The following is a 19,401-nucleotide window of genomic DNA, read 5'->3' as shown; positions in this document are numbered from 1 at the left end:
TATGGCCTATGAGCCTTACCCCTTATGAGCCGTACAATGCGGCCAGTCTGGGGCGCAAGCGCCCCGTTTCCCGGACCGGACGGGCCGGTCCGCCAGCGAAATAGCAGAAATCGATGCACGATGCGACATTGAGGAACCGGTTGGGGCAGTGGCTCGAGCCCTCCCGCCGTAGCGATGTTCCCCCGTTCATGGTCATGGACGTGATGGCCGCGGCGGCCCGAATCGAGGCCGCCGGGGGCCATGTCATCCATATGGAGGTCGGCCAGCCCGCGGCCGGCGCGCCGAAGACCGCGATTGCGGCCGCTCACGCGGCGCTCGAGGCGGGACGGATCGATTATACCTCCGCGCTCGGCATTCCCAGCCTGCGCGAGCGCATCGCGCGGCACTATCGCGATGCCCATGGCTGTGACGTCAGCGCCGAGCGGATCGTGGTGACGACGGGCTCCTCGGGCGGCTTCATCCTCGCCTTCCTGTCGATGTTCGAGCCTGGCGACCGCGTCGCCGTGACGGTGCCGGGCTATCCGCCGTACCGCCACATCCTCACCGCGCTCGGCTGCGAGCCGGTGCTGATCGAGACCACGAACGAGACGCGTCACGCGCTCACCGGCGAGGCGCTGCTTGCCGCCCATCGCAAGGCGCCGCTGAAGGGCGTGCTGGTCGGCAGCCCCGCCAATCCGACGGGAACGATGATGTCCCGCGAGGCGCTCTCCGGCCTGATCGCGGCGGCCGAAGACGCCAAGATCCGCTTCATCTCGGACGAGATCTATCACGGGCTCGACTATGCGTTTCCGGCGGTGACGGCGGCGGCGCTGTCGGACCACGCACTCGTGATCAACTCGTTCTCGAAGTATTTTTGCATGACGGGCTGGCGCGTCGGCTGGATGGTCGTGCCGGAGCTCCTGGTGCGGCCGATCGAGCGGCTGCAGCAGAACCTGTCGATCTCGGTGCCGTCGCTGTCGCAGATCGCGGCCGAGGCCGCCTTCGACGGCACGGCCGAAATGGGGGAGATCAAGCACGGCTATCAGGAAAACCGGCGCATCCTGATCGAGGGATTGCCCAAGGCCGGCCTCACCAGGTTCCTGCCGGCCGACGGCGCCTTCTATCTCTATGCCGATGTCTCGGACTTCACCTCCGACAGTTTCGAGTTCGCCAAGCAGATGCTGGAACAGGCCCATGTCGCGGCAACGCCGGGCCTCGATTTCGATCCCATCCATGGCCGCTCGTTCATCCGGTTCTCTTATGCGCGTTCGGCGGCGGAGATGCGGGAGGCAGTTGACCGGATCGCTCACTGGCTTAAATAGCCGCCAGTTTTCGCCCACCTCCGGAGTTCATCTTGACTGACCGATCCGTCCCGTTCGCTGCTGCACCGCATTCTCCTCTCGCCGCATTGATGTGGCCAACCCGGCCGGGTGAAACCGTGGGTGCACTGCGCGCCTTCGTACTGGTCGCACTCGGCACGGCGCTGCTGGCGCTGTCGGCCAAGGTGAACCTGCCGCTGCCTTACGTGCCCATGACATTGCAGACGCTGGTGGTGCTGATGATCGGTGCCGCCTATGGCTGGCGCCTTGGCAGCGCAACCATGATCGCCTACCTCGCCGAGGGCGCGCTAGGCCTGCCGGTATTCGCAGGTCCCGTGGGTGGAATTGCGCCGCTGGTCGGCCCGACCGCCGGCTATCTGTTCGGCTTCATCGCTGCGGCCTTCGTGACCGGCTGGCTCGCCGAGCGCGGCTGGGATCGCAGCGTGGTGCTGCTGTTTGCCGCGATGGCCGTCGGCCATATCGTCATTCTGGCCGCCGGGTTCGGCTGGCTGGCCTTTGGCCTCGGCCTTGGCGCGTCCAAGGCCTGGCAGGTCGGCCTGGCGCCGTTCATCGCGGCCTCGCTGGTCAAGAACGCGCTGGGCGCGACGCTGATGCCGGCGGCTCGCCGGATTGTCGATCGCCGCGGGTAAAGCGCGCAAGTACGAGCAGTTCCAATTGACAGGGCCGGCCAAGTTGATCTTGGCTGGCCCGGCGTTTCGAGGGGGAGTGAAACAATGACAACGACAACGATGGCGGGGACGCCGGTCGCGCCGGCCGCTGCCAAGCCGTGGTACAAGGTTCTTTACGTCCAAGTGCTGATCGCCATCGTGCTCGGCGCCATCGTCGGCTGGCTCTGGCCGACGGTTGCCACCAACGACTGGATCAAGGCGCTCGGCGACGGCTTCATCAAGCTGATCAAGATGGTGATCGCCCCGATCATCTTCTGCACCGTTGTCTCGGGCATCGCCCACATCCAGGACGCCAAGAAGGTCGGACGCATCGGCGTCAAGGCGCTGGTCTATTTCGAGGTCGTCTCGACCTTCGCCCTGGTGATCGGACTCATTATCGGCAACCTGGTGAGGCCGGGCGCGGGCTTCGGCAATGCGGCGGCAAACGAGGCGGCCGTTGCGACCTACGCCAAGCAGGCAGCCGGCCAGAAGTCCGTCGACTTCGTGCTGCACATCATTCCGGACACCGTGGTCGGCGCCTTCGCCCAAGGCGAGATCCTCCAGGTGCTGCTGTTCTCGGTGCTGTTCGGCTTCGCGATCATGAGCCTCGGTGAGCGCGGCCACACGATCCGCTCGTTCATCGACGATGCCGCGCATGCGGTGTTCGGCGTCATCTCCATCGTGATGCGCGCGGCGCCGATCGGTGCGTTCGGCGCGATGGCCTACACCATCGGCAAGTTCGGCACCGGTGCGATCCTCAATTTGATCGGGCTGATCGCGACCTTCTACGTCACGGCCGCGCTGTTCGTGTTCGTCGTGCTCGGCATCATCGCGCGCCTGGCCGGCTTCTCGATCTTCAAGTTCCTGGCCTACATCAAGGACGAGCTCCTGATCGTGCTCGGCACCTCGTCGTCGGAAAGCGCGCTGCCATCCTTGATGGAGAAGCTGGAACGGCTCGGCTGCTCCAAGTCGGTGGTCGGCCTCGTGGTGCCCACGGGCTACTCGTTCAATCTGGACGGTACCAACATCTACATGACGCTGGCGACGCTGTTCATCGCGCAGGCACTCGGTTTCGATCTCTCCTTCGGTCAGCAGCTCACGATCCTGGTCGTGGCGATGCTGACGTCGAAGGGCGCCTCCGGCATCACCGGCGCGGGCTTCATCACGCTGGCCGCGACGCTTGCCGTGGTCGACCCGCGCCTTGTGCCGGGCATGGCGATCGTGCTCGGCATCGACAAGTTCATGAGCGAATGCCGCGCGCTGACCAATCTCTGCGGCAACGGCGTGGCCTGCGTGATCGTCGCCTGGTGGGAGGGTGAGCTCGACCGCGACAAGCTCAACGCGGGGCTGAGCCGGCAGATCGATCCGACCGACATGGAAACGGCGATCACGACGGACTGATCTGCAGGCTGCCGACGGCGGCGCTGAGCGCCGTCAGGCCTGGAAATAATAGGGCTGGTCGAGATCCTCGATCAGCCCTTTTTCTTGCGGCGCCCAGCCGAGCAGGGCGCGCGTCTTCGCGCTCGAGGCCGGAACGTCGATGGCGGCAAATCGCGCGAACCAGCCGAAATGCTGCTCGGCTTCATCAGCGGATTTCGAGACCACGGGCACGCCGAGCCGTTTGCCGATCACCTCCGCGATCACCTTGAACGGCACGCCGTCCTCGGCGATCGCGTGATAGCGGCGAGCGGATGTACCGTGCTCCAGCGCGAGCCGATAGACGCGTGCGGCGTCGACGCGATGGGCGGCTGGCCAACGGTTCATGCCGTCGCCGATATAGGCTGCGGCTCCTTTCTCGCGAGCAATCGCGATCAGGCGCGGCACAAAACCGTGATCACCCTCGCCATGGGTCGTGGGCGGCAACCGCACGATTCCGGCGCGGACGCCGCGTTCCCTGAGATCCTCGGCGGTCGCTTCCGAGACGCGCGGAAAGTGGCGGGCCGCCGCATCGTCCTCGGTCGCGAGCCGCCCGGGCGCAAGCAATGCCACGCCTGACGTGACGATGAGTGGACGCTCGGAGCCCTTCAGCTCCTCGCCGAGTGCGAGGATGGCGCGGCGGTCGAGCTCGCAATTGTCGGCGAATTTCGAGAAGTCGTGATTGAAGGCGAGGTGGAGCACGCCATCGGAGGCGGCCGCACCGCCGCGCAGGGAGGTGTGGTCCTCCAGCGAGCCGCGATGGACCTCGGCTCCCAACGCGGTGACGGCGGCCGCTCCTTCATCCGTTCGGGCAAGACCGGTGACGCTGTGGCCGGCGGCGATCAGGTCCCGAACGACGGCGGAGCCGACGAAGCCGGTGGCGCCAGTGACGAATACACGCATGAGCGGTCTCCAGGGATCGGAAGAGGGTTGGTGGAGAGGACCATCTGCGCTAGGGTTATCCGGGTAAAGTAGTGACCTTATCGGGGTATAATAGCTAACAGGATGAGCGAAACCGCTTCGGCCGAAAACCTGCTCGGGGCCTATCTGAAGGATCGCCGCACCCGCCTGGATGCGGCCGCGTTCGGCCTCAGTGGCAGCCGCAGGCGTACGCCCGGGCTGCGGCGCGAGGAGGTGGCGCAGCGCGCCAATATCAGTCCGACCTGGTACACCTGGCTTGAGCAGGGCCGCGGCGGCGCGCCATCGGCCGACGTGCTCGACCGCATCGCCCGCGCCCTGATGCTGACCGATGTCGAGCGCGAGCATCTGTTCCTGATCGGCCTCGGCCGCCCGCCCGAGGTGCGCTACCAGGCGAGCGACGGCGTCTCACCGCGGCTGCAGCGCGTGCTGGATGCACTCGCATTCAGCCCGGCGCTGGTGCGGACCGCGACCTGGGATGTCGTCGCCTGGAATCGGGCCGCGACCGCCGTGCTGACGGACTATGGCGCGATCCCGCCGGGACAGCGCAACATTCTGCGCTTCATCTTCTGCGATCCGCGCGTGCGTGCCGCGCAGTACGATTGGGACAGTGTGGCCCGCTTCGTGGTGGCGGCGTTTCGGGCGGACGCCGCCCGCGCGGGCGCGGTCTCGCATGTCGCCGATTTCGTCGACGAGCTCTGCCGCACCAGTCCCGAGTTCGCGGCGCTCTGGCGCGACAACGACGTGCGCCATCATGGCGATGGCACCAAGCGGCTGCGGCATCCCGTTCACGGCACCATGTCGTTCGAATATTCGAGCTTCAATGTCGAGGGCCGCTCCGATCTCAGCATGATCGTCTACAATCCGGCGACGCCTGAGGATGCCGACCGCATCAGGACGCTGCTGGCCGAGCGCGCCGACTGATGGAATTTGCCGCTTCGCGTTTAACCTGCATCTGGCCCGCTGCTGCGCATCTCAGCCGCGCTCGCCCTGCGCGCCGCAACGCCGGCAGCTAGAACCGCTCCGGCCGGTACGGCGTCGGATCGATTGCCGGCGTCTCGCCGCTCATCATCTCGGCGAGCAGGCGCCCGGTCGCAGGGCCAAGCGTAAAGCCCTGGTGGCCGTGGCCGAAATTCATCCAGAGGCCGGGGTGAAGCGGGGCGGGGCCGAGCACCGGCAGCATGTCGGGCGTGCAGGGGCGGGTGCCGAACCACGGATCGGGCTCGACGCGTTTGCCGAGGTCGATCAGCTCCCGCGCGGAGGCTTCGGCGCTGGCGAGCTGCACCGGCGTTGCAAGCGCGTCGGGGCTCGTGAGCTCCGCGCCCGTGGTGATGCGGATGCCCTTGGCCATCGGCCCCATGGCGTAGCCACCGGCCTTGTCGATCAGCGGCAGGTCGAGCGAAGCGCCGCCGCTGTAGTGCATGTGGTAGCCGCGCTTGCGCACCAGCGGAATGCGATAGCCGAATTTGTACAACAGATCGGGCGACCACGGCCCGAGTGTCACGACGGCCGTCGCGGCATCGATGCGTCCCTGATCGGTATCGACTGACCAGCCGGCTGCAGTCTGCTGCAGCGACTGCGCATCACCGAGCACGATCCTGCCGCCGAGGCGCTCGAACAGCTCGGCATAGGCTGTCACCAGCGCGCCGGGATCGGACACGGTCCAGGTGTCGAGCCAATGGATCGCGCCCGGAAGATCGTCGCGCAGGACCGGCTCGGCCTTGGCGAGCTCGCTGCCCGAGAGCACACGAAAGTTCACGCCGAACTCGTGCTGGTCTTCCTCGGCGGCCTTGATCGAGAGATCCAATGCAGCGGCGTCGCGATACAGCGCCCGGTATCCGGCGCGGCGAATGAGATTGTCGGCGTGGGCCTCGCGAATGAGAATGTCGTGCTCCGCCGTCGCATAGGCGATCAGCCGGGCCCAGGCGTCGATCGCCTCACGATGCCGCTTCGGCGCCGAATGCCACCAGTAGCGGAGCAGGGGCTCGATATGGAGATGCAGCGACGACAGGCTGTAGCGCACGTCGTTGGTGCGGCCGGTCGCGATCTTCAGGAGCGAGGCGAGGTCGCGCGGCATCGGATAGGGGCGGACAGCTTCCGCCTGGATCATCCCGGCATTGCCGTAGCTGGTCTCGCGGCCCGGCTCCCTGCGGTCGACGAGCGTGACGGTCCAGCCGCGCTGCCGCAGGTGCAGCGCCGCGCTCACGCCGATCATGCCGCCGCCGAGAACGATCGCGCTTTGCATGGGCAGAATGCTCCTGTCAGGCCGGTTGTGCTACGAGCTTCGGCTGCGCCGTGCTGATGGTTGCCGCGACCACGACGGACAACGCCGTCATCGCCACCAGGAAGCCGAAGGCGGCATCGAACGATCCGGTTCCGGTCACGATGAAGCCGATCGCGACGGGGGCGACGAAGCCCGCGCTCTGGCCGCCGAGATTGACCATGCCGACGCCCGATCCGATCTGGTCGTCGCGGAGCAGTTTGGTCGGAAGCGCAATCACCGAGGCCAGCACGAAGGATTTGAAGAAGTAGACCAGCGACTGGAACGCGATCAGCATCGTGATCGTCTCCGACTTGTACATGGCGTAGAGGAAGATGCCGGTCAATGCGGAGCTGCCGATCAGCAGGTATTTTTCGCGCTCGGAGAAGAACGTCGTCATCACCCAGCCGCCCATCGCGGTCGCGATCGTCGCCATCACGAACGGGATCGGCGCCAGGACGCCGACGGTCTTGAGGTCGAGCCCGCGCTGCTGGAGCAGGTAGAGCGGCATCCAGGAATCCAGGCCCTTGTTGACGCAGCTGAGACCAAACCACACCACCATCAACTGCCACAGCAGCGGATTCTTCATGAGCTCGCGCATCGGCGCGCGGCTTTCGGCCTTCACTGGCGCGCCTGCATCGGCCTTGCCCGGGCGTCCCAGATAGGGGACGAAGACGAAATAGACCACCGCGAAGACGATGCCCGCGATGCCGATGGCGTTGAAGGCATGGCGCCAGCCGAGCCAGAGGATCAGCGGCGCCATGATCAGCGGCGCGACCATGCTGCCGGCATAGTTCGACGACAGCAGCAGCCCCGACATCTTCGGCCGGCTGTCCTTCTTGAACACTTCGGCGATGGCGCGGATGCTCGCCGGCGGAAAGCCGCCCTCGGCGATGCCGAAGATGAAGCGGATCGCGATCAGCGAGATCAGCGACCAGGCAAGGCTCGTGAACGCCGTGAACAGCGACCACATCACGATGGTGACGATCACCACATATTTCGAGCCGAAGCGGTCGGAGAGCCATCCGCCCGGCACCTGCATCGCGGCATAACCGAGGAAGAATGCGCTGATGACGATGCCGAGATCGGCGGCCTGCAGATTGAAGTCCTTGCCGATCTGCGCCAGCGCCAGCGAGATCGCCGCGCGGTCGATGTAGGAGATGCAGTAGGCGATGTAGAGCAGGACGAAGGCAATGACGCTGGTTTTCCTCGGCAGTTCCGTCATGCTCGTCTCCGTTGCGCCGGCGGTGCATCCAGGGCTGGTGTCGGGTTATTCCCAGGTGAGGAAACCGGGCGCGGCCGACAGCGGCGGCGCTGCGGCGAGCCGCGCCAGGTCGGGCACCGGCCGGCACAATTGCGCATCGCCCGCGAACGCGGCCTCGATGCTCGCGGCGACCGAAAGCACGACGGCGTCGCCGCCGCGCGGGCCGACGATCTGGAGACCGAACGGCAGGCCGGCTTCATCGAGGCCGAGCGGAATGCTGATCGCGGGGTGGCCGGGAAGCGTCACGGCATAAGCGAGCGCGAGCCAGTGGAAATAGGATTTGGTCGGCACGCCGTCGATCTCGGCGGGATAGAGCTCCGACCAGGGGCGCGGGCTCAGCGTAATGGTCGGGCTGATCAGCACATCGCAAGTTTCAAAGAAGGTCTGGTAGGCGCGATAGATCCGCGTCTGCGTCGTGGCGGCGCGCCCATGATCCTCGAGCGTGTAGCTCAGGCCTTCCTCGACATTGGCGCGGACATTCGGGCCGAGCATTTCGGGACGCTCTTTGTAGTTCTTCCCGTGCATCGCCAGGAACAGGCCGGCGCGCAGAACCGCGAACGCGTCGTCGGCGCCGGAGCAATCCGGCGTCGCCTCGCGGCAGTCGGCGAACAGCGGCGCGAGCCTCGCCACACGATCGCGGAATACGCGACGGATGGCCTGCTCGGTCGGGGCGAAGCCAAAGTCCTCCGTGAAGGCGAGGCGCAGCTTGCCAAGGTCCGCGGGACGCGGTGCAGCCCAGCGTTCGGCGCGACTGCGCACCGGCTCGCCGGGCAGCGTATAGGCCAGGGGATCGCGGACATCGTCGCTCGCCATCACCGACAGCATCAGCGCGGTGTCGGCGACATTGCGCGCCATCGGTCCGTCGGTCGACAGGTTCGACCAGCCGAAGGCGCGCTTCTCGCTGGCCACGAGACCGTAGGACGGACGCATGCCGACGATGCCGGAGAAGCCTGCCGGATTGCGCAAGGAGCCGCCGGTGTCCGAGCCCGAGGCGAGCGGCGCCATGCCACAGGCGAGCGCCACCGCCGAGCCACCGGAGGAGCCGGCTGCCGAGCGCATGGGATCGAAGGGATTGCCGGTTGCGCCGAACACCGGATTGCGGGTGTTGCCGCCGGCCGCCCATTCCGGCGTGTTGGTCTTGCCGAAGATGATGGCGCCGGCTGCGCGCAGCCGCGCGACCGAGCCCTGGTCGGCGACCGGTACATTGTCGCGCAACAGGGGGCTGCCATAGGTGGAGCGCAGCCCGGCAGTGTCCTGGGTGTCCTTGATCAGGACGGGAAGGCCGTGCAGGGCGCCGCGATCCTCGCCGCGAAGGATGGCCGCTTCGGCCTTTTTCGCGGCGGTACGTGCGCCCGGCTCGTCCAGCGTCACGACGGCATTCACGGCAGGATTGATGGTGGCGATGCGCGACAGGCAAGCCTCCAGCAGCTCGACGGGCGAGATCGCCCGCGCGGCCAGCAGGCGGCGCAGCTCAACGGCGCTGGAATCGCAAAGTCCGGACAATGCCAATCCCCTTTCAGATTATGAAAACAATTTAGCATATCGGAAAGTGAAGGCGACGCACCAATAATCGTCAAAGCGGGGCATTTCGTGCCCAAATGCTGGCGCTGCTGCCCAACGGGTCGTCAAATAGGCCCCTCAAGGGGCGTCTTGGCCGAAAAGATTAGACGGATAGGCCAACAATATTTCCATCGCCGTGGTAGGATTGCTGCATGAGCGAGATAACGACGCCCGAAGGTGCCAATTCCCAGCTCGGCCAATGCCTCAAGGCGGCCCGTCAGGCCCGCGGCCTGACGCTCAAGCAGGTCGCGGAGCGCACCGGCATGGCGCTGTCGACCCTGTCCAAGGTCGAGAACGGCCTGATGTCGCTGACCTACGACAAGCTGCTCCAGCTCACCTCCGGCCTGAAGATGGAGATCGCCGAGCTGTTCAATCCGGCGGTCGCGGCGCCTGTGCAGGGCCGGCCGGTCACCGCGCGGCGGAGCATCAGCCGGGCCGGGCAGGGGCAGGTGATCACCACGAAATTCTACACCTACACCTATCAATGCACCGATCTGATCGGCAAACGCATGGTGCCGATCGTGGCCGAGGTTCGTGCGCGCTCGCTGGAGGAGTTTGGCCCGCTGTTGCGCCATGGCGGCGAGGAGTATTTCCTGGTGACGAGCGGACGCGTCGCCGTCCACACCGAGTTTTACGCGCCTGAGATCCTCGGTGAGGGCGACGGCATCTATCTCGACAGCACCATGGGCCACGCCTACCTCAACGCTGGCGAGGCGCCTTCTGCAAAAGGCGTCTGCCTGTGCACCAGCGAGGCGCCCGATCTCTACGACCAGCTCCGCCAGATCGCCTCGCGCGATGTGGCGCCGCTCGGTAATGACGAGCTGCCGCCATAGCGGATTGGCTAGCGGTGAAACGAAAAACGCCCGGCTTGGCCGGGCGTTTTTTATTCTATGTCCGACTTTATTCGCCGCCGCCGAAACGGCGGGACCACCAGCCGGCGCGGCGTGGGGCGGCCGGCGTTTCGCTTGCCGCTTCCGGTGCGGGCGCAGGTGCCGGCGCGGGCGGCGCGACCGGCTCGCTCGCCTGCGCAACAGGCGTTGCGGGCTCGCTTGGGCTGCTCGACAGGAAGCTCACCTTTTCCCGGACGGTGGAGCGCCGCCGCGCGGCCTTCTCGTCAGCGGGCTCTTCTTCCGCCGTTACGACAGCAGGAGCTGGCTCCGGCTGAGCCGGCACCTCGGCCTGCACTTCGGCACGCGGCTCAGGCGGCGCGATTTGCGGCTCGGCGGTGTGCTCGGCCTGCGCGATCGAAGGCGCAGCCTCGCCGCCAAAGCCGTCGAAATCGGCCACCGCTTCGGTAGCTTCCGATGGTGATTGGGTGCCGAGCTCGTCGCCGATGGAGCCGGCAAGACCTTCCTCGCCGCCCCCACGCCGACGGCGTCCGCCTCTGCGGCCACGCCGGCGCCGGCGCTCACCGCCGCCCTGCTGCTCGCCACGGGCTGCCTGTTCCTCGCCTTCCTCGCCGTCCTGCTCGGACTCGGCGTCCTCTTCGGACTCGCCAGCGACCATTGCCGGCTCGGGAAGCGTGGGCGCGCTATCCTCGCGCAACTCGCCGTCGCGCTGGCCACCGCGGCCGCGCCGACGACGGCGGCGCTTGCGGCGCTGACCGTCCTGCTCGGGGGCCGCCTCGCCGGCAGCCTGCTCTTCAGTGAGACCTTCGGTCTCCTCGGACTCGATCTCGGATTCCAGCTCCGGATCGAACTCCTCGTCGTCATAGGCCTCTTCAACCACCGGGGGCGGGCTTGCCGCGGCCTGCGCCGCGAGCAGCGCCTTGGCGGCTTCGAGCGTATGCACCTGCTCGCCGCGATCGATGAGGTAGGCCTGCGGTCCGCTGACGCTCGGGTCGGCGATGACCGCCAGGGTGACCTTGAAGCCGTTTTCGAGGTCGCGCAGATGGCCGCGCTTGTGGTTCAGCACGTAGAGCGCGACGTCGGTGCGGGTACGGACCACGAGATTGTGGGTCGCGCCCTTCATCAGGATCTCTTCGAGGCCGCGCAGCAGCTGGAGCGCAACCGAGGACACCGAGCGGACATGGCCGGTGCCGCCGCAATGCGGGCAGGGATCGGTCGAGGATTCCAGCACGCTGGCACGGATGCGCTGGCGCGACATCTCGAGCAGGCCGAAATGCGAGATGCGTCCGACCTGGATGCGTGCGCGGTCCTGCCTGAGGCAATCGGACAGCTTGCGCTCGACCGCCCGGTTGTTGCGCTTCTCGTCCATGTCGATGAAGTCGATGACGATCAGGCCGGCGAGGTCGCGCAGGCGGAGCTGGCGGGCGACCTCTTCGGCCGCTTCCAGATTGGTCTTGAGCGCGGTGTCCTCGATATGGTGCTCGCGCGTCGATCGCCCGGAGTTGACGTCGATCGAGACCAGCGCCTCGGTCTGGTTGATCACGATGTAGCCGCCGGAGCGCAGCTGCACGGTCGGCGAGAACATCGCGTCCAACTGGCTTTCGACGCCCATGCGCGAGAATAGCGGCTGGCCGTCGCGATACTGCTTCACCGCGCTGACGTTGGCGGGCATCAGCATCTTCATGAAGTCGCGCGCTTCGCGGTAGCCGGATTCGCCGGCAACCGAGATCTCGTCGATCTCCTTGTTGTAGAGGTCGCGCAGCGAGCGCTTGATCAGCGAGCCTTCCTCATAGACGAGGGTCGGGGCCTGCGACTTCAGCGTCAGGTCGCGCACCGTCTCCCACATCCGGATCAGGTATTCGAAGTCGCGCTTGATCTCGGGCTTGGTGCGGGCGGCGCCGGCTGTGCGCAGGATGATGCCCATGCCCTCGGGCACGTCGAGATCCTGCACCACTTCCTTCAGACGCGAGCGGTCCTGGGCGCTGGTGATCTTGCGGCTGATGCCGCCGCCGCGCGCGGTGTTCGGCATCAGCACGGCGTAGCGGCCGGCGAGCGACAGATAGGTCGTCAGCGCCGCGCCCTTGTTGCCGCGCTCTTCCTTGACGACCTGCACCAGCATCACCTGGCGGCGCTTGATGACTTCCTGGATCTTGTACTGGCGGCGCGGACGGAAGGTGCGCTCCGGCACTTCCTCCATCACGTCGTCGCCGCCGACGGATTCGACGACTTCCTCTTCGGCTTCCTCGCCGTCGTCATCCTCGTCGTCGTCGTCCTCGGCCGCCGCGTCAGCGTCGTGATGCGGAGCTTCGGTGCTTTCGCCGGCAGCGTACACGGCATCAGCCGGTTCAGCGGCGGCGGTTACGGCTTCGGCCAGAGCCTCTGCGTGCGCTTCGGAGGTCGCCTCCTGCGGTTCGGCAACGGCCTCGGTCGCGACCACCGGTTCGGCGCCAAAGGCCGCGACAGGCGCGGGCGTCTCGTCGGCATGATCGTGGTCGTGATGATCGTGCCCGCCGTCATGACCATGGTCGTCATGATCGTGAGCGTGATCGGGATGATGGTCGTCGTGCGCGTGTTCATGGTGATCATGATCGTGGTGATCATGTTCGTGGTGGTCATGGGCATCGTGCTCGCCGTGATGCTCCGCGTCGGCGTGCAGATGCTCGCCCTCTTGCGGAGCGCCCTCGGCGTGCTCAGGCAGGATCTGGCCCTCGACCGGCTGCGCCGCGGGATCGGCGCTGGCGTCGAGGCCTTCGACGATGTCGCTGCGGACGCGTTCGCCGTGACCGCGGCGGCGGGCGTTGCGGTGACGCGAGCGGCGGCGGCCGTGCGAGCGGTTCTCGCTCTCTTCCTCGGCTTCGCGATGGGCCTGTTCCTCGGCCTCGATCAGCGCCTGCCGGTCGGCAACCGGGATCTGGTAGTAGTCGGGATGGATTTCGCTGAAGGCGAGGAAGCCGTGGCGGTTGCCGCCATATTCGACGAACGCGGCCTGGAGCGAGGGTTCGACCCTGGTGACCTTGGCGAGGTAGATATTCCCGCGCAGTTGCTTGCGTTGCGCGGTCTCGAAATCAAACTCTTCGACGCGATTGCCGCGGACCACGACGACCCGGGTCTCCTCCGGGTGGGTGGCATCGATCAACATCTTGTTGGGCATGTCTTAACTCTTGACGGCGGCGGGCGCGATTCACCGTGGGCGCGTATCGCGCCGCCGGGAGACGCGACGGTCCACCTGATTCGGGGGTGAGGGGAAGGCCGAAACGCCGTCTCTCGCGCCTTGCCGGACCGGAAGCCTCAGGGCCGTGGCGGCGCGCGGGATTATCACTCCGCAGCGTCGCGAATGGTCCTTCAGAATTCGTCGGCACAGTCTGGCGCATCAAGCGTCGGCCCGTATGAAACATTGGGCGGCGGGGCCGCCCCTCAATCAGTTGCTGCTGGCCAGGCATGGCGCGAGCGCGCTCGCCTTGGGGATCACGAACCGCTCCCTTGGGATCAAGGGACCGGGTAATGGGTTACGTCGCTGTCCGAACCGTCCCGGAAAAGTGGTACCCGGGAACCGTCCGCCGCCGGGGCTTGGCCCGCTCCACCTCGCTGCCGCGCACCGCGCTGGTCTTAGAGGAGAACGGAAAACGCTGGAATTCCCAAACCTTGAGAGTTCCGGCGCTGCACCGGGAGGCTGAATGCGACACAACCGAAAATATCGGCCGTCAGCATTCCGTACATACGAGGAATGGGCCATCCGTGCAAGGGAGCGTCGCACGGCGGTCACAGTCAGCGAGTTTCGCGCGCCTGTCATTAAGGATCGATTAACCCTGTGGTTCTATTGCGTTAAACAAGCTGCTCGGAGGCACGAAATCGGTGGCGAGCCGCGCAAAACAAAGAGTCCTGCTGGGATGCGTGCTTCTATGCGCCGCGGCATTGCCATGTGCTGATTCCTCCCGCCTGAGCGCCGCGGAAAGCCAGCCGCACCCCTCTGTTGCGGTAGCGAATTTTCCAATCGCCTCGGCCGCCCGGCTGGCTGGCGACGGCAAGCAGACCCGCTTCATCCTCGACATCGACCGGACCGTCAGCTTCCGCGCCGTCACGCTCGCCGACCCGTACCGAGTGGTGGTGGACGTGCCCCAGGTCAATTTTCAGCTGCCCGCGGGGACCGGGTCCGGCGGGCGGGGACTGGTCAAGGCCTTCCGCTACGGGCTCGTCATGCCCGGCGGCTCGCGAATCGTGTTCGACCTGACGGGGCCGGCCAAGATCGCCAATTCCTACGTGCTGGAGGCGGCCAACGGCCAGCCGGCCCGGCTCGTGCTCGAGCTGGAGGAGGTCGACCGCGCCGCCTTCGTGCAATCGCTCGCCCCGGAAAACCGGCCCGAGCTGCGGCCCGCGATCGCCGATGCGCCGCCCGCCACGGTGCCCGCGCCGGCGGGCCCGGAAACGGCGCAGCAGAAGGCCGATGGCCGGCCGATCGTCGTGATCGATCCCGGCCATGGCGGCATCGACAACGGCACGCAGTCGAGCGGCGAGAGCGAGAAGAACCTGGTGCTGGCCTTTGGCCTGGCGCTGCGCGACCGGCTGGAAAAGGCCGGCAAATACCGTGTCGTGATGACGCGCAACGACGACACGTTCATCCCGCTCAATGACCGGGTCAAGGTCGCCCGCAACATCAAGGCGGCGCTGTTCGTCTCGATTCATGCCGATGCGCTGCCGCGCGCCGAGGGGGATGCCCAGGGCGCCACCATCTATACGCTGTCCGACAAGGCGTCCGACGCCGAGGCCCAGCGTCTGGCGGACGCGGAAAACCGCGCGGACGCGATCGCCGGCTTCAATCTCGCGGAGGAGCCGACCGACGTCGCGGACATCCTGATCGATCTGACGCAGCGGGAAACCCGCACGTTTTCAAACCGTTTTGCGCATGTGCTGATGGGCGAAATGAAGTCGACGGTGCGGATGCACAAGCATCCGCTGAAATCGGCCGGTTTCCGGGTGCTGAAGGCACCCGACGTGCCGTCGGTGCTGGTCGAGATCGGTTATGTCTCCAATAAGGGCGATCTCGAGCATCTGGTCTCCGAGGGCTGGCGGTCCCGTGCCGTGGGCGCGATGGCGCAAGCCATCGACGGGTTCCTGGCCAAGCGGCTGGCGACCGCCGGATCGTCGAATTGACGACCGGGGGATCGTCGAATTGAGAGAATTGAGGAAGGGTTTTTCCGTCCCGCCGCAAAAGCCCTAGTTTGGCCACAGCGGGCGATTTATAAAAACGCCGCAGGGGGTTCCGGAATCGGCGAGAATCCCATTCGGCGAGCGTCTTAGGTCCGGCCCTGACGTAATTGAGTAGGCCGGTGAATGCGCGACGTGAGGTTGGCGCCTGTTTTTGAGCGCCAAGGGGCTGATACTGGGCTGATCCAGAGTTTGAACGGATAAACAGATAATGCGCTTGCTGGTGCGGTTCATGGGCTTCCTGTTCGCCGCGGGAACGGTGGTGTTCCTTGTCGGTGTCGGGGCCGTGGCAGGCCTGATCTGGCATTTCTCCAAGGACTTGCCGGACTACTCTCAGCTTCAGGATTACGAGCCGCCGGTGATGACGCGTGTGCACGCGGTCGACGGTTCGCTGCTCGGCGAGTACGCCAAGGAGCGACGGCTGTATCTGCCGATCCAGGCCGTGCCCAAGCTCGTGATCAACGCCTTCCTCGCGGCCGAGGACAAGAATTTCTACGAGCATGGCGGCATCGACTACACCGGCATGGCGCGCGCAGGTCTGGTCTATATCCAGAACTACGGCTCCAACCGGCGTCCGCAGGGCGCTTCCACCATCACCCAGCAGGTCGCCAAGAACTTCCTTCTGACCAACGAGGTCTCCTTCGCCCGCAAGATCAAGGAAGCCTTGCTGGCGATGCGGATCGAGAAGACCTACTCGAAGGACAAGATCCTCGAGCTGTATCTGAACGAGATCTATCTGGGCCTCGGTGCCTACGGCATCGCGGCCGCCTCGCTGGTCTATTTCGACAAGTCGGTGAACGAGCTGACGGTGGCGGAAGCCTCCTATCTGGCGGCGCTGCCGAAGATGCCGGCGACCCTGCATCCGGTGCGTAACCGCGACCGCGCCATCGAGCGCCGCAACTACGTGATCGACCGCCTCCAGGAGAACGGCTGGATCAAGCAGGCCGACGCCGACAAGGCGCGCAAGGAGCCGCTGGCCGTCACCAACCGGTCCAACGGCGCCCACACCTTCGCCGGTGAATATTTCGCCGAGGAAGTCCGCCGCGACATCTTCGAGCGCTACGGCGAGAAGAAGCTTTACGAGGGCGGTCTGTCTGTCCGCACCACGCTCGATCCGAAGATCCAGGTGATGGCGCGCAAGACCATGGTCGCCGGCCTCGTCAACTATGACGAGCAGCAGGGCTATCGCGGCGCCATGAGCAAGCTCGATATTTCGGGCGATTGGGGCGTGAAGCTCGCCGAGATCAAGTCGCTCTCCGACATCTCGCCGTGGCGCATGGCGGTGGTGCTGGAGACCAGCGACCAGTCGGCGCGCATCGGCTTCCAGCCGAGCCGCGAGCTCGGCGGCGCCGTCAGCAAGCAGCGCGAAACCGGCCTGATCACGCTCGACGGCATCAAATGGGCTAGGGCGGCGACCGGCCCTGCGAGGGGCAGGGCGGCAACGGCGGTGTCGCAGGTGCTCCAGCCCGGCGACGTGATCTACGCTGATCCGCTCTACAAGGACGGCAATCCGGTCGAGGGACAGTACCGGCTGCGCCAGATCCCCGAAGTGTCCGGCGCGATGGTGGTGATGGACCCCTGGACCGGCCGCGTGCTCGCGATGGTCGGCGGCTTCTCGTTCGACCAGAGCCAGTTCAACCGCGCCACCCAGGCCTACCGGCAGCCGGGTTCGTCGTTCAAGCCGATCGTCTATTCGGCCGCGCTCGACAACGGCTATACGCCCTCGACAGTGGTGCTCGACGCGCCGATCGAAATCGACCAGGGCCAGGGCGCCGGCGTATGGCGGCCGGAAAACTTCTCCTCGGGCAAGTTCCAGGGGCCGGTGACGCTGCGCAACGCGCTGCGGCAGTCGCTCAACACCGTGACGGTGCGCCTCGCGCAGGACATCGGCATGCCGCTGATCGGCGAATATGCCCGCCGCTTCGGCGTCTACGACGAGCTGCCGAACTATCTCTCCTACGCGCTCGGCGCCGGCGAGACGACGGCGATGCGCATGGTCACGGCCTACTCGATGCTCGCCAATGGCGGTCGCCGCGTGAAGCCGACCCTGATCGACCGTATCCAGGATCGCTACGGCCGCACCATCTTCAAGCACGACCAGCGCGAATGCCGCGGCTGCGACGCGCCGGGCGGCTGGAAGAACCAGAACGAACCGCAGCTGATCGACCGCCGCGAGCAGGTGCTGGATTCCATGACCGCCTACCAGATCACCGAGCTGATGGAGGGCGTGGTCCAGGCCGGTACCGCGACCGTGGTCAAGGAGGTCGGCAAGCCGATCGCCGGCAAGACCGGCACGACCAACGAGGCCAAGGACGCCTGGTTCGTCGGCTTCTCGCCCGACGTCGCCGTCGCGATCTATATGGGCTACGACAAGCCGCGTGCGCTCGGCAAAGGCAACGCTGCGACCGGCGGCCATCTGGCCGCTCCCATCGCGCGCGATTTCCTCAAGCTCGCGCTCGCCGACAAGCCCGCCGTTCCGTTCAAGGTGCCGGCCGGCATCAAGCTCGTGCGCGTCGTCGCCAAGACCGGCATGCGCGCCGGCCCGGGTGAGACCGGCGGCACCATCCTCGAAGCCTTCAAGCCGGGCACGGCGCCGCCGGACAATTATTCGGTCATCGGCGTTGCCGACGCCGACGGACGCGGTGGCGTGCCGGCGTCGCAGCAGCAGCAGCCGGATTCCGGCTTCTTCATGCGGCCGGGCACCGGCGGGCTGTACTAAGGCTTAGGACAAGGCAGACGTTTGTCGCGGCGGCGGTTGCGCTTTGCAGCCGCCGCCGCTACATCCCGATCTTGAATTGCACGCGGAACCAATTCCGCGAGACACGAGAACGACATGCGCGCCGAAATCGAACGGTTGGTAGAAGAGATCAAGCAGTCAGTCGGGCTGCTGAGGAGGCATCTTTGACGTCGAGAAATCGACGGCGCGCCTCGCTGAGCTGAACAAGCTCGCAGAAGATCCCAACCTCTGGAACGATCCCCAGAAGGCCCAGAAGCTGATGCAGGAGCGGACCTCGCTGGAGGATTCGCTGTCGGGCATCGGCAAGGTCGAGCAGGAGCTCGAAGACGACATCGGCATGATCGAGCTCGGCGAAGCCGAGGGCGATGACGGCGTCGTGGCCGAAGCCGAAGCTGCGCTGAAGGCCCTGAAGAAGGAAGTCGCGCGGCGCGAGCTCGAGGCGCTGCTGTCGGGCGAAGCCGACCGCTTCGATTCCTATCTCGAGGTCCACGCCGGCGCCGGCGGCACCGAAAGCCAGGACTGGGCGCAGATGCTGCTGCGCATGTACACGCGCTGGGCGGAGACGCACGGCTTCAAGGTCGAGTATCTCGAAGAGTCCGAGGGCGAAGAAGCCGGCATCAAGTCGGCGACGATCCAGGTCTCAGGCCACAACGCCTATGGCTGGCTGAAGACCGAGGCGGGCGTGCATCGGCTGGTGCGCATCTCGCCGTTCGATTCCAACGCGCGGCGGCACACGTCGTTCTCCAGCGTGCAGGTGTTCCCGGTCATCGACGACAGCATCAAGATCGACATCAAGGAATCCGACGTCCGCGTCGATACCATGCGGTCGGGCGGCGCCGGCGGCCAGCACGTCAACAAGACCGAATCCGCGGTGCGCCTGACGCATATCCCGACCGGTGTCGCGGTGGTCTGCCAGGCCGGCCGCTCGCAGCACAAGAACCGGGCGCAGGCCTGGGACATGCTGCGCGCGCGGTTGTACGAAATGGAGTTGAAGAAGCGCGAGGAGAAGGCCGCCGCCGACCAGGCCGCCAAGACCGATATCGGCTGGGGCCACCAGATCCGCTCCTACGTGCTGCAGCCCTATCAGATGGTGAAGGATCTGCGCACGGGCGTGCAGACCTCCGACACCTCGGGCGTGCTCAACGGCGAACTCGACGACTTCATGGCCGCGACGCTGGCGCAGCGCGCCTTCGGAACCGCCGGCGCTGACATCGAGGATGTGGACTAGCC

The 19,401-nt window shown here is 66.3% G+C and carries 14 protein-coding genes; 9 read left to right on the top strand and 5 right to left on the bottom strand.

The annotated features are described in order from the left end of the window. The first annotated feature begins 113 nt into the window (after window positions 1-113). From AB5K84_RS25545 to AB5K84_RS25535, 3 genes are all read left to right on the top strand, one after another. Window positions 114-1,301: a pyridoxal phosphate-dependent aminotransferase gene (locus AB5K84_RS25545; RefSeq protein ID WP_011087069.1), complete on the top strand. Its 1,188-nt coding sequence runs from the start codon at window positions 114-116 to the stop codon at window positions 1,299-1,301. Between the two features lie 89 nt (window positions 1,302-1,390). Continuing rightward, the gene (locus AB5K84_RS25540) at window positions 1,391-1,948 is read left to right on the top strand and encodes a biotin transporter BioY (RefSeq protein WP_011087070.1); all 558 of its coding nucleotides are present in this window, start codon (window positions 1,391-1,393) and stop codon (window positions 1,946-1,948) included. An 84-nt stretch (window positions 1,949-2,032) separates the two neighbouring features. After that, window positions 2,033-3,367: a dicarboxylate/amino acid:cation symporter gene (locus AB5K84_RS25535; protein ID WP_011087071.1), complete on the top strand. Its 1,335-nt coding sequence runs from the start codon at window positions 2,033-2,035 to the stop codon at window positions 3,365-3,367. A 33-nt stretch (window positions 3,368-3,400) separates the two neighbouring features. Here AB5K84_RS25535 and AB5K84_RS25530 read toward each other — a convergent pair whose 3' ends face one another. After that, window positions 3,401-4,285 carry an SDR family oxidoreductase gene (locus tag AB5K84_RS25530; protein ID WP_011087072.1) on the bottom strand — a complete coding sequence of 295 codons (885 nt, stop codon included), beginning with the start codon at window positions 4,283-4,285 and terminating at the stop codon, window positions 3,401-3,403. Window positions 4,286-4,387: 102 nt separating this feature from the next. On the opposite strand from AB5K84_RS25530, the gene AB5K84_RS25525 reads away from it, so the two are divergent. Continuing rightward, a complete protein-coding gene (locus AB5K84_RS25525; protein ID WP_011087073.1) occupies window positions 4,388-5,224 on the top strand; it encodes a helix-turn-helix transcriptional regulator in 837 nt (278 codons plus the stop codon). Between the two features lie 88 nt (window positions 5,225-5,312). Here the strand turns inward: AB5K84_RS25525 and AB5K84_RS25520 are convergent, their stop codons facing one another. The 3 genes from AB5K84_RS25520 to AB5K84_RS25510 are packed head-to-tail and all read right to left on the bottom strand — an operon-like array spanning window position 5,313 to window position 9,327. Then, complete coding sequence (locus tag AB5K84_RS25520) at window positions 5,313-6,545, bottom strand: NAD(P)/FAD-dependent oxidoreductase (RefSeq protein ID WP_011087074.1); 1,233 nt, start codon at window positions 6,543-6,545, stop codon at window positions 5,313-5,315. A gap of 16 nt (window positions 6,546-6,561) precedes the next feature. After that, window positions 6,562-7,785 (bottom strand): MFS transporter, encoded by a 1,224-nt coding sequence (locus tag AB5K84_RS25515; protein WP_011087075.1) that lies wholly within the window; start codon window positions 7,783-7,785, stop codon window positions 6,562-6,564. A gap of 45 nt (window positions 7,786-7,830) precedes the next feature. After that, on the bottom strand, window positions 7,831-9,327 hold the full coding sequence (locus AB5K84_RS25510) for an amidase (protein ID WP_011087076.1): 1,497 nt from the start codon (window positions 9,325-9,327) through the stop codon (window positions 7,831-7,833). A 209-nt stretch (window positions 9,328-9,536) separates the two neighbouring features. Between AB5K84_RS25510 and AB5K84_RS25505 the strand changes: the two genes are divergently transcribed. Continuing rightward, window positions 9,537-10,217 (top strand): helix-turn-helix domain-containing protein, encoded by a 681-nt coding sequence (locus AB5K84_RS25505; protein ID WP_011087077.1) that lies wholly within the window; start codon window positions 9,537-9,539, stop codon window positions 10,215-10,217. 67 nt (window positions 10,218-10,284) lie between these two features. Here AB5K84_RS25505 and AB5K84_RS25500 read toward each other — a convergent pair whose 3' ends face one another. Then, window positions 10,285-12,564, bottom strand: a complete 2,280-nt coding sequence (locus AB5K84_RS25500; protein ID WP_269465755.1) for an Rne/Rng family ribonuclease — start codon at window positions 12,562-12,564, stop codon at window positions 10,285-10,287. Between AB5K84_RS25500 and AB5K84_RS25495 the strand changes: the two genes are divergently transcribed. The 4 genes from AB5K84_RS25495 (at window position 12,529) to prfB (ending at window position 19,399) form a co-directional block, all read left to right on the top strand. Next, window positions 12,529-13,473: a hypothetical protein gene (locus AB5K84_RS25495; RefSeq protein WP_269465756.1), complete on the top strand. Its 945-nt coding sequence runs from the start codon at window positions 12,529-12,531 to the stop codon at window positions 13,471-13,473. The genes AB5K84_RS25500 and AB5K84_RS25495 overlap by 36 nt on opposite strands. Window positions 13,474-14,084: 611 nt before the next feature. Beyond that, window positions 14,085-15,380, top strand: coding sequence for an N-acetylmuramoyl-L-alanine amidase (locus tag AB5K84_RS25490; protein WP_011087079.1), 1,296 nt, complete (start codon window positions 14,085-14,087; stop codon window positions 15,378-15,380). Window positions 15,381-15,645: 265 nt separating this feature from the next. After that, complete coding sequence (locus AB5K84_RS25485; RefSeq protein ID WP_011087080.1) at window positions 15,646-18,153, top strand: penicillin-binding protein 1A; 2,508 nt, start codon at window positions 15,646-15,648, stop codon at window positions 18,151-18,153. A gap of 114 nt (window positions 18,154-18,267) precedes the next feature. Then, window positions 18,268-19,399 (top strand): peptide chain release factor 2 gene (prfB, locus tag AB5K84_RS25480; RefSeq protein WP_097531964.1). Its coding sequence is split into 2 segments (ribosomal slippage): window positions 18,268-18,336 and window positions 18,338-19,399, totalling 1,131 coding nucleotides; the frame shifts between segments, so codons are not numbered across the junction. Window positions 19,400-19,401 lie beyond the last annotated feature (2 nt).

The organism is Bradyrhizobium sp. 1200_D9_N1_1 (assembly GCF_052075915.1).
GTDB classification, from domain to species: Bacteria; Pseudomonadota; Alphaproteobacteria; order Rhizobiales; family Xanthobacteraceae; genus Bradyrhizobium; species Bradyrhizobium diazoefficiens.
This window is presented reverse-complemented; position numbering and strand designations above follow the sequence as displayed.

Bases quoted from the DNA above. Each gene is read 5' to 3' on its own strand.
- AB5K84_RS25545 (WP_011087069.1), top strand. From the start codon at position 114: ATGCACGATGCGACATTGAGGAACCGGTTGGGGCAGTGGCTCGAGCCC.
- AB5K84_RS25540 (WP_011087070.1), top strand. From the start codon at position 1,391: ATGTGGCCAACCCGGCCGGGTGAAACCGTGGGTGCACTGCGCGCCTTC.
- AB5K84_RS25535 (WP_011087071.1), top strand. From the start codon at position 2,033: ATGACAACGACAACGATGGCGGGGACGCCGGTCGCGCCGGCCGCTGCC.
- AB5K84_RS25530 (WP_011087072.1), bottom strand. From the start codon at position 4,285: ATGCGTGTATTCGTCACTGGCGCCACCGGCTTCGTCGGCTCCGCCGTC.
- AB5K84_RS25525 (WP_011087073.1), top strand. From the start codon at position 4,388: ATGAGCGAAACCGCTTCGGCCGAAAACCTGCTCGGGGCCTATCTGAAG.
- AB5K84_RS25520 (WP_011087074.1), bottom strand. From the start codon at position 6,545: ATGCAAAGCGCGATCGTTCTCGGCGGCGGCATGATCGGCGTGAGCGCG.
- AB5K84_RS25515 (WP_011087075.1), bottom strand. From the start codon at position 7,785: ATGACGGAACTGCCGAGGAAAACCAGCGTCATTGCCTTCGTCCTGCTC.
- AB5K84_RS25505 (WP_011087077.1), top strand. From the start codon at position 9,537: ATGAGCGAGATAACGACGCCCGAAGGTGCCAATTCCCAGCTCGGCCAA.
- AB5K84_RS25495 (WP_269465756.1), top strand. From the start codon at position 12,529: ATGCGGAGCTTCGGTGCTTTCGCCGGCAGCGTACACGGCATCAGCCGG.
- AB5K84_RS25485 (WP_011087080.1), top strand. From the start codon at position 15,646: ATGCGCTTGCTGGTGCGGTTCATGGGCTTCCTGTTCGCCGCGGGAACG.